Source organism: Lancefieldella parvula DSM 20469 (assembly GCF_000024225.1).
Lineage (GTDB): Bacteria > Actinomycetota > Coriobacteriia > Coriobacteriales > Atopobiaceae > Lancefieldella > Lancefieldella parvula.
Window position 1 is genome coordinate 45179 of the sequence record NC_013203.1, and the last position, 13084, is coordinate 58262.

A 13084-nucleotide genomic window follows, 5' to 3' on the forward strand; every position below is an offset into this window, starting at 1 on the left:
CTGGAAGAACCCCTGTCCGTTACTTCTTCTTACGACGGAACAGCGACTTCAGGTCGATGGTGACCTCCTTCTCGGTACCGACTGTCTTGCCCTTCACGACCTCCTTGTCGAAGAGGTTGACGCCGACTTTGCCGTCGGTAGTCATCTCCACCTTTGTTGGATCATGCATCTCGACGGTCGTGGTCCCATCATCGTTCTGGGTTACCTTGTCGACAACTTTCCGCCTTCCAAACAGCATGTTTTCTCCTCACGCATGTCCTTGCCTACTGCAGTTCACATCCCCGCTGGCAAGATGCCGGGGACAGTTTGATTACCAGTCAGAATAACACTGCTCCAAAACATAGGTCAAGGGCTCCGGCGGCATCCGTACCCGGGAGCATTTCTTAGAGCTTATTGACATGGGCGTCGATCGTATGGGTGTTGGTTATAGATCCACCCCAGTTGTGTTGGGAATGTCTGCAGAAGAGGCAAAGAAGCTCGCTGAATAGTGAGAAAGATGTACCGGTGGCCGGCTCCCATGTGTCCGCTGGCATATGGGACCGGTGTCACTAATCGGCGACGTAGACCTTGAGAATCTCGCCAATATAGCGGGTATGGAAGTCCCGAAGCGGGTAGTTCTTCTCGACAATACCGACATCTATGAAGTTTTCCTCGGCAAGATCATCCACATAGATCTTGCGACACACGAAGACGAGGCTGGCCTCCTCGAAGGTAGTCGTTCCCTCGAGGAACTTGGGCGTAAGGCCTACGTGGGCAACCTTGTCCTCATCGCGCCCTGATCTTGCGCCAAGGTGGGCCAGCTTCTTCTTGTATTCCGCCGTGTCGGGGAAAAACGAGAGCGTATAGGTATCATGGCTGTCCATGAAGACCTTTGTGTAGCGCTGGGGACGGATGTAGCAGATAGTGGTATTGAGGGAGCCTCCCCGCAAGCTGAAGAGCGTTCCGAAATGACCCCACGCCGCAGTCATGGTGTTGAAGCCATCGCACTCGTTGCCGGCGGTGATGAGCGCCCATCGGTCGCCGAAAAGCGACCAAGGGTTGAGCTGCAGGCTCTTGATATCTACCTCATGCATGACGTCTCCCCTCCAGCATATATGATATGACATGCGTCTCAAACTCGATGTCAGGCATATATTCTGCCATATCGTCCCGGATCCGCCCAAGCGCCTCGAGGCGCATATCGACGGAGGTATCGGCATTCTCTTGGATGATGAGTCGTGAATTCCACTGCTGCTTATACCGTATCTGACTTCTGTGCGGCTGATACCGAGACTTATAGGCTGATACCGAGACTTGTACTATATCGCCAAAGGCCGTCTATCCAAAGGTTCTATATCTATCCGTTTACGTATTTTGCGAACTTTCTTGCCACGATGCGGGGAACAAGACGGGAGCCGATATTCATGAGCTTCGTGGGGGCCCCGTAGTATCTTAAGGTGACCCCACGCATCATCGCGCGATATCCGGAGAGGACCACATCCCTTGCTGAAGCAGGCCTGAAGAAGGTGAACATTTTGGAGGCCTCCAGCCCCGCTGCCTTTTCGAATCCCGTGGCGGCAGGACCGAGGCAGAGGGCGGTTACGGTAACGCCGCTTCCCCTCACCTCCTCGGAGACCGCTTCGGAAAAGCTGCGGACGAACGCTTTGGACGCGTAATACACAGACATTTTCGGCCCTGCCGAAAAAGCCGCCACGGACGAGATGTTCAATATCTTGCCGCCACCCCGCTCAAGCATCGGCTTAATGAAGCATTTGGTCATCTGCATCAGAGCCACCATGTTGACCTGGGCCATGTCGTGTTGCCTTTGCCAGTCTGCATTTGAAAAGTCGCCTTGGTCCCCAAAACCCGCATTGTTGACAAGGCAGTCTATGGCGATGCCTTCTTCCATACAAAAATCAAAGACATCGAGGGCTGCACCTTCCCGAGAGAGATCCGAGGCACAGACCCAGACCGTGATGCCATATGTCTCTTCAAGGTCGCCTTTGAGCTGATAGAGCCTACCCTCATTTCTTGCGACAACTACAAGGTCGTAGCCGTTCTCCGCAAAGATCTTTGAGAACTCAAGGCCAAGACCGCTTGACGCTCCCGTAACCAAAGCCGTTTTACCCACAAATGACCGCCTTTGAACAAGCCCCTCGGTCGCACTCAAAGTACACTCGAGGTTACCTAGAAGGATACTCTTCCTCACACAAGGGTCCTATACAGGCAACCTATACCCTTAAATATAGGTTGCCAAGGAGACCATGTTGATCCCCGTTGCCAAAATAGAGAAGCCCACAACCACACCGGTTGTGACAGCCAAGACAACTGGGTGGGCGAAGCAGAACACGCCCATTATGACCAGCAATATCCCCAGTATGAGCATGGTTGCCCAGCGGCTGTCGAGAAGGGATAGTCAGGGTCTATATCGTATTGATTTGCGACGTATTCAAACAGTTTTTCTCGCATAATTTTCCCTTCCTAGTTTGTATCTTATTATGGACGATACGCTCTTTATAGAGAGCCTGAAATTATCATTATCTCCAGCATACGCACCCTAAAGGACTATACTAATTATGTCTGTGTATGTAATAAATTGTCCGAGTGAAGGGCGTCATATGAGTCGTGTTTCTCGTAGAGAAGATGCATTTTTTAGCATGTTTTCTGAGTTTAGCGTTTTAACCGTTTCAGCTGCAAAATTATTTGTTTCATTTATTGAGAATTTTCCTGACGATGAAGATCTTGCAGCACAGATTACCAATTACGAGTCACTCTGTGATGATCAAGTAGGAAAGATTATTTCTACTCTTAATACTTCTTTTATTACGCCTTTTGATCGTGAAGACATTTCTGAGTTGGCTCTTCTTATGGATGAGATTGTTGATGGCATAGAAGGCGTTACCGCACATATTGATATGTATGATATTTCTGAGATGCGTCCAGAAGCAGGTCAGATGGCGCATCTTATTTTATTTGCTTCAGAAGAACTTCAAAAAGCTTTTGATCGTCTTCCTGATTATCATAAGGACGATTCTGTTATTGAGCACACGCGCGCAACTAATGGATATGAGGATCAGGGTGATGTAGTGTATCGCAATGCTCTAAGTACAATTTTTAGAAATGTCACTGATCCTATTGAGGTTATTAAGTGGAAGAGTTTGATGGATAGACTTGAGTCCACGCTTGATGCTACTAAGCATGTTGCAAATGCCGTACAGAATGTCATTGTGAAAAATGGTTAGTATTTTGCTTATTGCGGTTCTTATCGCCGCAGTTGTTTTTGAGTTTATTAATGGCTTTCATGATACCGCTAACGCAATTGCTACCACGGTGTATACCAAAGCTCTGCCGTTGCGCGTTGCTATTTTGATGTCGGCAACCATGAATTTTATTGGTGCTTTGATGAGCGAGAAAGTGGCTATGACTATTGCGTCTGGTCTTGTCGATATTCAATTGCAACTGTATGTTGTTTTTGCTGCATTGGTGGGAGCTATTGTTTGGGACTTGTTTACCTGGTGGTTTTCAATTCCTAGTTCTTCCTCACATGCTTTAATTGGTAGTTTAATTGGTGCAACCATTATATTTACAAGAACTACAAACCATATTATGTGGGAGGGCGTTTTAGAGAAAGTTGTTATTCCTCTATTTACTTCACCCCTTATTGGTATGGCTCTTGGTTACTTTATTATGAAGCTTGTCTTTGAGCTCTTTGCCGATTGGCCGCCCAAGAAAGCACACGGTCTGTTCCACCGTCTTCAGGTTCTCTCGGCTGCATTTATGGCTTACAGTCATGGTAACAACGATGCTCAGAAAACCATGGGTATTATTACCCTTGCGCTGGTAACCGCTGGTCTTCATGATCCATCTATGGGCATCCCTTTGTGGGTTAAGTTGCTTTGCGCAACAACTATGGCTCTGGGTACTTCTATCGGTGGTGGCCGCATTATGCGTACCGTTGGCGATGGCGTAACTAAGCTCACTCCAGTTATTGGGTTTGTTGCGGAGGCAAGTTCTACGGTTGCTATTGAGCTTATGACTGCTATGGGTGCGCCTGTTTCTACTACGCAGGTCATTACAACTTCTATTATGGGTGCTGGATCTGCTCGTCGACGTAGTTCTGTCCGTTGGGGAGTGGCACGAAAGATTATTGCTGCATGGTTTATTACCTTGCCAGCTACTATGGCTCTCGGTGGACTTATTGCTTTTTTGACCAGCTTTGTTTTGGCATAACGGCAAGGTCAGCAATGTTTAATCTTGTATTAGTAGAGCCAGAGATTCCTGCCAATACTGGCAATATTGGTCGCACCTGTGTCGTAAGTGGTACACATCTTCATCTAGTGGGTCCGTTGGGTTTCTCGCTTGATGATAAAAGCCTCAAACGTGCAGGTATGGCATATTGGAAAAGTCTTAACGTTTCTGTTTACGACAATTGGAATCAATTTATAGAGAAGAACGGTTTAGCTGATACGTCTACCACACCAGAAGGCGTTTTTGCACACGACGTTGGTATCGATGCAGTAGATAAACCTCACCTACACTTTCTTACCAAAAAAGCTAAGAAGACGTATACGCAGGCAACATATCGTGATGGCGATTATCTCATCTTTGGCAAAGAAAGCCTGGGGCTATCCGAGGAACTTCTCGCTAAGCATGCAGACGAGTGCGAGAGAATTCCGATGTTGCAAGACTCTGTCAGTCTAGTTAACCGTGAAGACTGGAGCCAGAAGCACGACGCACTTGACGGTGGGGGTCAGTACTCTCATCCTGTGCTTTTACAGCAGGATATTTGCGGAAACTTTATTGACCCCAATGAGTTCTCGGTCAGCGCACTCAACGTCTCAAATGCGGCCGCCATTGTGCTGTATGAAGCCCTAAGGCAAATTGGTTTTCCTGGAATGGATGTCTAAGAACCAGCTTATTGAGTTTGTTTACGAAGCGTAATGAGAAAAGCGTCAAGAATGGTTACAGAGGTAAGACGCGTGTTAATTAAAATCCGACAGCACTATTAGATGCTGTCGGATTTCTAAATTAAAAGTTGTTGTTTAATTACTATAAAGCAGTAAGGAACGTCAAACCGCCCAAAATTACACCAGCAGTATTTGGAATAATAAGAATCCAGTCCTTTTTGGGCTCTTTAGTCCAACCATAGATGACCCAAATTAGACAAGAAACTGCTGCAAATAGTGGTTGAAAAGGTTGAGCCTTTACGCCCTGTAGATTTGCAATAATTTGTGGAATATAAGCGATAAAAACAAATACTCCGATAAAAGCTCCGATAGAGCCTACAAATAGATTGATCTGTTTCTTTGTCATAAACACCTCCTCCTTCGTTATTTTAATAGGGAGGAGGAGATGATGAAAAAGTTACACTATCCGTGAAATTAGAATTTAATGTTATTGCTTTAGTTGTGAAGATTGGTTTACAGATTTATGGCTAGAGCAAAGAAGTTCATTAGACCTCTCTGATTGGATGTCTGATGACAGTCTTTAGTTTCTCTGGAGCTATTTTACGTACATCGCTCAGATAAACTTCATGATGCATGCGCTCAGCAGTGATGTCTAAAACGTATCCCTGGCTCTCCATATATTCATGCATAAGAGAAACAGTTTCGGGTTCACTATTATAGGGTCCAATATGCATGCACTGTACACAGAGACCTTCATCATAGGTAAAGAACTCTACCTTAGAAAAATCTAGCTTCTTTTTCTTAGTTGCTTCAGCAACGGACCAATCAAAATCCTCTTTGGTAACAAAGTCAGGTAGGCGAATAACTGAAATCCACTTGAAGTTTTCTTTATGTGCGTAATCAACGCCCTGAGTATCCTCTTGCCACCAGAAGCCCTCTAATGGAGGAACAACAAAATCAAAATATCCTTCAATATGATGTGTACTCTTTTTGCTCATTTTGATGGCATAAGCAACGCCGTAAAGCAGACCTATTGACTGTTTATATTCACCATCTTCTACGTTGGGATCTCCAAATCCTCTTACCGCAAGATAGTTGATACGTGGAACTTTTACTATGCTTGGTTTATTTTTTGGGGCATACAGCTCTTTAAATTCCTTTTTGAAATCAAATGCCATCAGTCTCAGCTTCCTTTGCGATAGTTTAGCGAAATCCTATTGTATCTGGTTACCTTGATTCTCTTCTGTAGATGAAAGTACCTTAGTAAGTTCAATTGAAAGTTTTGACTTCAGTGTTTCTAATTCCTCTGGAGAAGGACAGGTGGAGTTGTCATACATCTTTTCCATGGGATACCACCAGACAGGACCTTTGCCATTATGACCGTATTCCTCTAGGTCTCCGGCAACCCTAGGGAACAAATGCCAGTGAAGATGGGAATCTCCGTTGCCAAGTAGCTCGTAGTTCATTTTCTCGCAAGGGAATGCGTGCGATACCGCTTCCCCAACAAGAGACATCTCTTCAAGAAACTTTAGTTTAAAGTCTGTGTTCAGCTCATGAAGTTCTGATGCATGTTGCTTACATAAAAAAATTGTGTATCCCTTAAAGTGCTGGTTATCTCCTAAAACAACGTAACCTGTTTCTAATTCTTTGACAAAATAAGGATTATTTCCTTCTTTAATCATCTGAATTCGGTCGCAAATCAAACACATTTTTTAGTTCTTCCTTTGGAAAATAGATATTGAAATTCAACGAAGTATAAAAGTTACAAGTCAACACTTGTGGGCTCAGCGAGTTTCTCGGCAGATTTCTTTACAAATAGTTTGTCAGATTTTTTAAGCTGATAGGCAAGAATCAGGATAGTTATCAGCATTACAAGCGTACAAGCAGCGGAACCCTCTGCGCCAAAATTGCCGCCGGTAAGCCATTCCTGCCCATTGTCAGGAATAAACCGCAGCAAAGAACTACCTGCCGCACTTCCGCTTACCAGGACGCCAAAAAGATTGCCTTGGGCAAAGTTCCAAGCTCCATGAATGCCAGCAGTTCCCCAAAGATTGTCGGTTTTGATGATATAGAACGTTTCTAAGACGCCAAAGAGAATCAAATTGAATAGAGAAAACATGGTAAAGCCACTGTTAAAGATATGAAGAAGGCCAAATAGACTGCTTGAGACTACGATTGCAATAATTTTGTTGGATTTTTCTGCCATGACAGGAAGAAGCCAGCCTCTGGTAATAAGTTCTTCTGTTCCACCTTGAATCAACCAAAAAGGAATGGTGATAAGAACAAAACCGAAGGCATAAGGCGTAAAAGTAGCGCCAACAAATTGATAGGATCCGGACAAAATTAGAATCAACATTAAAATAGAAAAGAGAAGAAGTCCCAAGCCAAAGCCCTTGAGAAGCTCTTTCTTCCAGTTATCTTTATAAAATCCCAGAGTAACAATCGGACGCTGTTCAAAGAACTTAACCCATAGTAAAAAGAGACCCGCAATAAAAATAAAGGAAAAGAGTGAGAGCAGAAGATAGTAATCTCCTAGAAGCTCTTGCAGGATAGTAGGACTTGAAAGTTTGTTTGCGATTTGAGGATTGTTCAAGAAGTAGGGGACAGCGAGAAGGGCTGCTGATACAGCTAGCACAATAGCGCCAACAATTTGTCCAGCAACTATCAACAGAGCAGCAAAAAATGGACTGAGCCAAGCCGGAGTTAGTCTCTTTGCTAGTTTGACGTCGGAAAACATACGATTTTCTTGCATAAAAAAACTCCCAGCAAATATACCTCAAAGTACGTCATGAAAATGACGAAAGTCTAGCGATAGTAACGATAAATAACATTTACCTGCGATTATTTCTCTTTATACTCTAAGAGAAAATCACAACAATCGCCACCATGGCCTATGGTTTTTGTGCGACCCCAGATAAGCTTCGGATGCAAGTTGCCATATCCTGCGTCGTCGCTATCGCAGTATGCAGTGGTTATTTCTGGACAGCCGTATTTCTTAGTTATTTCAAAATAAGGGCACTTGACCATATTAATACGCACTTCGTTGCCATGACTTTCTGGAAATTCATAGGCAAAACCTGCACTTGGCGGACAACTTTTCTCGACGCCTAATTTAAAGAGGCGAGGAAATTTGCGTGCAAGACCAAACGTTTTGATGACCCATTGGAACAGAGGAACTCGTTTAGCGGCAAAGCGTTGGAAATACTCTCGAATATACCAGACAGCTTTTTCTTGAGAGATGCCCTCTGCTCGTAGAGTTTCATATACAGCGATACCAGGATAAATGCGCTTATAAGAGTGAGCACGGAGCTCTTTGGAATCTGATGAGTTTTCTGCACAAAGGGCTTTGTATCGTTTCTGAGCTATCTGCGCAATTTGATTTGCTTTGACTTTACCGATATCTCCAGCTGCTATCTTGCATGTTTCTTTGATGAGCTGATGTACTTTCATGTGAGCCTCACTATTTTGTAGAAATGCCCTGATGAAAAGCCAAGTAGAATACGCTAATAATTGTATGCTTAAATTTTACGTTAAGGACGCTGTTGAGCATTAATCATGTCTAGAAGTTCTTTTGTGTACTCTTCTGGGTAATTGATGGAATACTCGCCATGATATAGACCTTTCTTTATTTCAAGAATGCTGCCAGGCAGTGCCTTATGCAATTGCTCTGCTGAACAGAACATCTTTTTCTGTTCGTTTTCTCCGACAAGTATATGGACTTTGGCTCGGTTATCATGAAAGTCGGGTTTCAGCTCATAGGATGTATTTGCTTCCAAGAATGCAATCATGTTCGCTTTTGAGATCTGTGGCGTATCCCGATAATAGTCTTCAAATAAATCTTTACGAATATGAAGATAGTCAAATTGCATTTGAGCAAAGCACTTCTTTTTCACTAAGCCATAACTTAGAGAAAACATTGGTTTGATCAAGGCATTTGTCAATTTTGATGGAATGATAGATGCACTTTCAATGACAGCGTTTTGGCAAATTGAGTTTCGTTGCGTCAGCATTTCTACTAAAATCTGCGCGCCAAGGGACAGTCCTCCAATAAGGAGAACTGAGCCTCCAAATTCTTTATCAATAAAAGAAATGAGCCGACTTGCGTTTTTCTCGATGCTTATAAAATTATTGTCACTACCTGCATGTCCGTCAAGAATTGGCAACACAACGTGATATCGATTCTTCAGTAGTTCAGCCTCGGCTTTATAATTCCACCAAGATAAACCGCCGCCATGGAGCAACATGATTACGTCGTTATTTTGTTTTCCAAACTCTATTATTTTCATGGCTGCTCAATTTAATTTGTTACTTTGATCTAAACCCGTGAAAGTACCACGGCGCACTCAACGTGTGTTGTCACTATGATGGGAACACAATTTTTATATGATATATAAACACAAAGGTATCTCATTATTTGCTAGTTATAGTTCTATAAATCTAGTATTTCTACCTAATCTAAATATCCAAAAACTCATAAGGCTTTTCCGAAAGAGAAGATTCGCAGCATTCGGCAAGATACGCATCCTTCTCCTTTAGGCTCTCTATGTCCGGATATACGTTTAACACTCTGTCTCCCAGATTCCAAAAATCATATGACCAAGACTGCGGGTTTTCCCATACGTGTGGATTTCCTTGCGCCCAATTCGGAAGTTCCTTACGAACCTTGGTTGCCACCGCAAACTGCCCTTTTGCAGTTTTATAAATCGTGTCAATCCTTATTCCACCGTCTGCCGGACGTTCTACACGAGTAATCTTCATACCATAGAACATTACCTTTCTTCTTACCCCTTTTTCATAGAGGTTTAACTCAATCTTGTCATATCCTTCGCTTTTGTTGCGTTGAATACTTAGAAAGTCCTGAAGTGCCTGTATCACAGCGGCAGAAACACTTCCGGCGTACTTGGCAGCATCATCAAATAAGTGTAGGTCTGCTTCTGCAACATAAATATTTTTTGTGGCCATAACCATACCTCCTTGTTTTTTACAACTTGTATCTGAAGTTTAGTATCTATATAACTATGAACATAGTTATAATCATATAGAGATACTTTGTCAAGATAGACTTTCTTTCCATCATTATGATGTTGAAAACTGTGATTCTTCACTGATACTGGGGGCCTAATATCAAAATGCAATATACAAAGTTCTTCGTTTTTGCACAAAAAAAGAGGATGATTCTGCGACCATCCCCTATTACTGCAATCTTATTTTGCTTGGTTTGTTTTATAGTTCCATTTTACCTGTTATCGGTTTTTGTTCCTGTTTTTTCAGCAGATTCTTCTTTGAGTTTCTTGATTGCACCAAGGATAGAATCCTTTGGTTTAGTTTCTTTTTCAAGTGTCTCTTTTTCCTTCTCACTATTTTGCATTTGTTCTCTTTCTTTCAGCATCTTTGTAGATAGCACCCTGATATTGGCATGCTCCTTGCCAATAAGTTTCCTTGGCAGCTTTTTCTGCAAATTTATCCTTCATTAGTAGTTTTGCAGCTACTAATGAAGGATTTTCAGGTATTGGCTTTTTGTAGCAACGATGGAAGCCTAAAACGCACTCACCTAATTAGCTCTTGACAGCACCACAACGCACTCAACGTGCTTGGTGTGAGGGAACATGTCCACAGGTGTCACGCGCTCAATAGCAAATCCGCTGTCGAGAAGAACCTTGAGGTCTCTGGCCTGCGTTACAACGTTGCAGCTTACGTACACGATTTTCTTCTGGGCCAGCTGAGCAGTTGCCTTGAGGAAGGCAGGTGTTGATCCCGCTCGAGGTGGGTCAAGAATAATGACATCAAAGTTCTGACCGTCTTTTGCCAGAGCTTGCATGTAGCGAGTGGCGTCGTCGCAGATAAACTCAGCTTCAAGTTTATTGTTTCGAGCGTTTCTGCGAGCCATCTGAATGTTGTTTTCAACCTGGTCAACGCCAGTGAGCAGAAGGTTGACGCCTTGAGCTTCGGCGACGTGCGCCAAGCAAAGTCCAATGGTTCCTGTGCCGCAGTAAGCGTCAAGAATTCGCAGGTTGTTGGCCGGTGCGGAAGCGTCTGTTTGAGTGGAAGCTTCGGTCAGCGTAGCGCCAGTCTGCTTGGAGCCAGCAAGCGCGCCATCGATGGCCAGTTGATAGAGCGCCTCGGTTTGCTGGGGGTTGGTCTGGTAGAAACTGGTTGGGCCAATCTCAAACGTGCAGTTCAGAAGTTTGTCACTCATAGAAGTTGAGCCCCAAAGCAGACGGGTTTCTCGCCCCAAGATTGCGTTGGTGCGCTTCTGGTTGACGTTCAAGAAGATGCTGGTCAGCTCGGGATGTGCCTTGCGAAGTGCGGCAATAAACTCCTGCTCATGGGGCAATCGCTGGCCGTTGACCACTAGTACTAACATGACATCATCGGTGGCATATCCGCAGCGCACTACGGCATGACGAAGCGCTCCCTTACCGCGATCTTCTTGGTAAGCATGGATGTTGAACTGGCCGGCAAGATATGCCACGTCGTTGAGGATGGCGCGTGCTCGACCGTCTTCTACCAGGCATTCCTTTGAAGCAATGATCTGGTGCGTTCCACTTGCATAAAAACCGGAGCGAACCGTGCGACCTTTGCCCGGCGCAAATGGTGTTGCTGCCTTGTGGCGATACGCCAGAGGCTCGTCCATTCCACGAATAGGTTCAATGGTTACATTATTGATGCTTGCCAGCGGGGCGAGAAGTTCCTCTACTTGCGCCTGCTTACGCTTAAGTTGGATAGGATAGGGGACCGAAAGCCATTCACAGCCTCCGCAGCGACGCGCAATAGAGCATGTTGGTGTCTTGTATCCCATAGTTCCTCTCCAAATCTTGAGTTACTACTATACCGTTTACGGACTTACATGGCATGTTGAGGGGATTGTTGTATCTAATCTGTTTCGTTTTTCTGTATCGCTGCCGGTTTATGTAAAAAACCGTTAGGCTATCAAGCACAGTAATTTTGGGCGAGATAAAGGGGTGGATTATGGCTCTCATCAGCAAGATTGGTATTATCGGCGCTAATCATGTTGGCGCACACGTTGCAAACGCCCTGCTTTACCAGGGACTTGTTACTGAGCTATACATTAGCGATACAAATGAGGTTCTGTGTAAAGCTCAGGTAAACGATTTGTTGGACGCAATGCCATTTTATCCACACCCCGCTCGCGTCTTTGAGCTTGATGACCGGTATGAGGAGCTTGCTGGCTGCGACATTATTGTTAATGCCGCTGGTCATGTAGCTGCTGCTGCAGGCAACCGCGATGGCGAGCTCTTTGTCACCACTGACGAGGCCAAGAAGTTTGCAAAGCGTATTGCAGATGCTGGCTTCAATGGCGTTTGGGTCAACATCGCAAATCCCTGCGACGTTGTTACCACTGAGCTCCAGTATCTGACCGGCGCCGATCCTTACAAGGTTATTGGCTCCGGTACCACGCTGGACTCCGCTCGACTCCGCCACGCTCTTTCCGGCGCTACCGGCTATCCAGCATCTTGCATCAACGCTTGGATGCTTGGCGAGCATGGAAATGGTATGTTCGCCTGCTGGTCGCATGTTTCCATTGGCTGCCTCACCCTCGACGAAGTTGCAGCTCAGACAGGCAAGACCTTTGACCTTTCAGAGCTTGAGCAGGCTGGACGCATGGGCGGTTATGTCACTTACAGCGGCAAGCAGTGCACCGAGTACTCTATTGCAAACGGTGCCGTTGAGGTCATCAAGGCTATTGTTCACGACACCAAGTTGATTACGCCAGTTTCCACGTTACTCACTGACGTGTATGGAGTTTCTGGCTTCTACTCTTCACTTCCTGCAGTCATCGGCGCTAATGGTGTCGAGAAGGTCTTTGTGCCCGAGCTCTCTGACTCCGAGATTGAGGCATGGCGCAAGTCTTGCGAGCACGTCAAGGGCAACATCGACCAGCTCGGCTGGCTTGAGGTAGACGCTCGCATTGACTAGCGTGTCGCGTGCCGCGCGCCACATGCCGCGCGTGCTGCGAGCTTTGCGCGACTGTTGAGGCTGCGGTACCACTACGCTGACTATACAATCTATAGCGCTAGTCATATGACTGTGACCAGGTAATATTGCACATCGAACACACCTTGGGGCTTCTCCCGAGGTGTGTTTTGTGCTTCTGAGGCTCTTTTAGTTACCACTCAGTTATTTTCCGATTGCATGCCTAAAAAGTGCAAAGAATCTGTGTTTTGGATACAGATTCT

The 13084-nt window shown here is 45.1% G+C and carries 16 protein-coding genes; 4 read left to right on the forward strand and 12 right to left on the reverse strand.

Annotated elements, in window-relative coordinates:
- Positions 1–19 precede the first annotated feature (19 nt).
- The 3 genes from APAR_RS00220 to APAR_RS00230 all read right to left on the reverse strand — a co-directional run bounded on the left by APAR_RS00220 (position 20) and on the right by APAR_RS00230 (position 2188).
- The gene (locus APAR_RS00220) at positions 20–238 is read right to left on the reverse strand and encodes a hypothetical protein (protein ID WP_012808136.1); all 219 of its coding nucleotides are present in this window, start codon (positions 236–238) and stop codon (positions 20–22) included.
- Positions 239–548: 310 nt separating this feature from the next.
- Positions 549–1073, reverse strand: coding sequence for a flavin reductase (locus tag APAR_RS00225; RefSeq protein ID WP_012808137.1), 525 nt, complete (start codon positions 1071–1073; stop codon positions 549–551).
- 263 nt (positions 1074–1336) lie between these two features.
- On the reverse strand, positions 1337–2188 hold the full coding sequence (locus APAR_RS00230) for an SDR family NAD(P)-dependent oxidoreductase (protein ID WP_220093146.1): 852 nt from the start codon (positions 2186–2188) through the stop codon (positions 1337–1339).
- A gap of 409 nt (positions 2189–2597) precedes the next feature.
- Between APAR_RS00230 and APAR_RS00240 the strand changes: the two genes are divergently transcribed.
- The 3 genes from APAR_RS00240 to APAR_RS00250 are packed head-to-tail and all read left to right on the forward strand — an operon-like array spanning position 2598 to position 4886.
- Positions 2598–3221, forward strand: coding sequence for a DUF47 domain-containing protein (locus tag APAR_RS00240; protein ID WP_012808139.1), 624 nt, complete (start codon positions 2598–2600; stop codon positions 3219–3221).
- Entirely contained in the window at positions 3214–4209 is a 996-nt protein-coding gene (locus APAR_RS00245) for an inorganic phosphate transporter (protein WP_012808140.1), read from the forward strand. Before APAR_RS00240 ends, APAR_RS00245 begins: the two co-directional genes overlap by 8 nt.
- A 14-nt stretch (positions 4210–4223) precedes the next feature.
- Complete coding sequence (locus APAR_RS00250) at positions 4224–4886, forward strand: tRNA (cytidine(34)-2'-O)-methyltransferase (protein WP_012808141.1); 663 nt, start codon at positions 4224–4226, stop codon at positions 4884–4886.
- Between the two features lie 142 nt (positions 4887–5028).
- Here APAR_RS00250 and APAR_RS00255 read toward each other — a convergent pair whose 3' ends face one another.
- The 9 genes from APAR_RS00255 to rlmD all read right to left on the reverse strand — a co-directional run bounded on the left by APAR_RS00255 (position 5029) and on the right by rlmD (position 11685).
- Entirely contained in the window at positions 5029–5292 is a 264-nt protein-coding gene (locus APAR_RS00255; protein WP_012808142.1) for a SemiSWEET family transporter, read from the reverse strand.
- Between the two features lie 139 nt (positions 5293–5431).
- The gene (locus APAR_RS00260) at positions 5432–6064 is read right to left on the reverse strand and encodes a GyrI-like domain-containing protein (protein WP_012808143.1); all 633 of its coding nucleotides are present in this window, start codon (positions 6062–6064) and stop codon (positions 5432–5434) included.
- Between the two features lie 36 nt (positions 6065–6100).
- Positions 6101–6568, reverse strand: coding sequence for an HIT family protein (locus tag APAR_RS00265; RefSeq protein ID WP_245526050.1), 468 nt, complete (start codon positions 6566–6568; stop codon positions 6101–6103).
- A gap of 80 nt (positions 6569–6648) precedes the next feature.
- Positions 6649–7638, reverse strand: coding sequence for a CPBP family intramembrane glutamic endopeptidase (locus APAR_RS00270; RefSeq protein ID WP_012808145.1), 990 nt, complete (start codon positions 7636–7638; stop codon positions 6649–6651).
- 89 nt (positions 7639–7727) lie between these two features.
- Positions 7728–8336, reverse strand: coding sequence for an L-2-amino-thiazoline-4-carboxylic acid hydrolase (locus tag APAR_RS00275; protein WP_012808146.1), 609 nt, complete (start codon positions 8334–8336; stop codon positions 7728–7730).
- An 80-nt stretch (positions 8337–8416) separates the two neighbouring features.
- Positions 8417–9172 (reverse strand): alpha/beta fold hydrolase, encoded by a 756-nt coding sequence (locus APAR_RS00280; RefSeq protein ID WP_012808147.1) that lies wholly within the window; start codon positions 9170–9172, stop codon positions 8417–8419.
- A 169-nt stretch (positions 9173–9341) separates the two neighbouring features.
- Positions 9342–9848, reverse strand: a complete 507-nt coding sequence (locus APAR_RS00285; RefSeq protein ID WP_012808148.1) for an EXLDI protein — start codon at positions 9846–9848, stop codon at positions 9342–9344.
- A 274-nt stretch (positions 9849–10122) separates the two neighbouring features.
- The gene (locus APAR_RS00290; RefSeq protein WP_041654036.1) at positions 10123–10344 is read right to left on the reverse strand and encodes a hypothetical protein; all 222 of its coding nucleotides are present in this window, start codon (positions 10342–10344) and stop codon (positions 10123–10125) included.
- Positions 10345–10437: 93 nt separating this feature from the next.
- A complete protein-coding gene (gene rlmD / locus APAR_RS00295; RefSeq protein WP_012808149.1) occupies positions 10438–11685 on the reverse strand; it encodes a 23S rRNA (uracil(1939)-C(5))-methyltransferase RlmD in 1248 nt (415 codons plus the stop codon).
- 170 nt (positions 11686–11855) lie between these two features.
- Between rlmD and APAR_RS00300 the strand changes: the two genes are divergently transcribed.
- Positions 11856–12824, forward strand: a complete 969-nt coding sequence (locus APAR_RS00300; RefSeq protein ID WP_012808150.1) for a lactate/malate family dehydrogenase — start codon at positions 11856–11858, stop codon at positions 12822–12824.
- The last annotated feature ends 260 nt before the right edge of the window (positions 12825–13084 follow it).

Excerpts from the sequence above, each read along its gene's own strand:
- APAR_RS00240 (WP_012808139.1), top strand. The coding sequence starts at position 2,598 with ATGAGTCGTGTTTCTCGTAGAGAAGATGCATTTTTTAGCATGTTTTCT.
- APAR_RS00270 (WP_012808145.1), bottom strand. The coding sequence starts at position 7,638 with ATGCAAGAAAATCGTATGTTTTCCGACGTCAAACTAGCAAAGAGACTA.
- APAR_RS00265 (WP_245526050.1), bottom strand. The coding sequence starts at position 6,568 with ATGATTAAAGAAGGAAATAATCCTTATTTTGTCAAAGAATTAGAAACA.
- APAR_RS00245 (WP_012808140.1), top strand. The coding sequence starts at position 3,214 with ATGGTTAGTATTTTGCTTATTGCGGTTCTTATCGCCGCAGTTGTTTTT.
- APAR_RS00300 (WP_012808150.1), top strand. The coding sequence starts at position 11,856 with ATGGCTCTCATCAGCAAGATTGGTATTATCGGCGCTAATCATGTTGGC.
- APAR_RS00250 (WP_012808141.1), top strand. The coding sequence starts at position 4,224 with ATGTTTAATCTTGTATTAGTAGAGCCAGAGATTCCTGCCAATACTGGC.
- APAR_RS00220 (WP_012808136.1), bottom strand. The coding sequence starts at position 238 with ATGCTGTTTGGAAGGCGGAAAGTTGTCGACAAGGTAACCCAGAACGAT.
- APAR_RS00225 (WP_012808137.1), bottom strand. The coding sequence starts at position 1,073 with ATGCATGAGGTAGATATCAAGAGCCTGCAGCTCAACCCTTGGTCGCTT.
- APAR_RS00280 (WP_012808147.1), bottom strand. The coding sequence starts at position 9,172 with ATGAAAATAATAGAGTTTGGAAAACAAAATAACGACGTAATCATGTTG.
- APAR_RS00255 (WP_012808142.1), bottom strand. The coding sequence starts at position 5,292 with ATGACAAAGAAACAGATCAATCTATTTGTAGGCTCTATCGGAGCTTTT.
- APAR_RS00260 (WP_012808143.1), bottom strand. The coding sequence starts at position 6,064 with ATGGCATTTGATTTCAAAAAGGAATTTAAAGAGCTGTATGCCCCAAAA.
- rlmD (WP_012808149.1), bottom strand. The coding sequence starts at position 11,685 with ATGGGATACAAGACACCAACATGCTCTATTGCGCGTCGCTGCGGAGGC.
- APAR_RS00285 (WP_012808148.1), bottom strand. The coding sequence starts at position 9,848 with ATGGCCACAAAAAATATTTATGTTGCAGAAGCAGACCTACACTTATTT.
- APAR_RS00275 (WP_012808146.1), bottom strand. The coding sequence starts at position 8,336 with ATGAAAGTACATCAGCTCATCAAAGAAACATGCAAGATAGCAGCTGGA.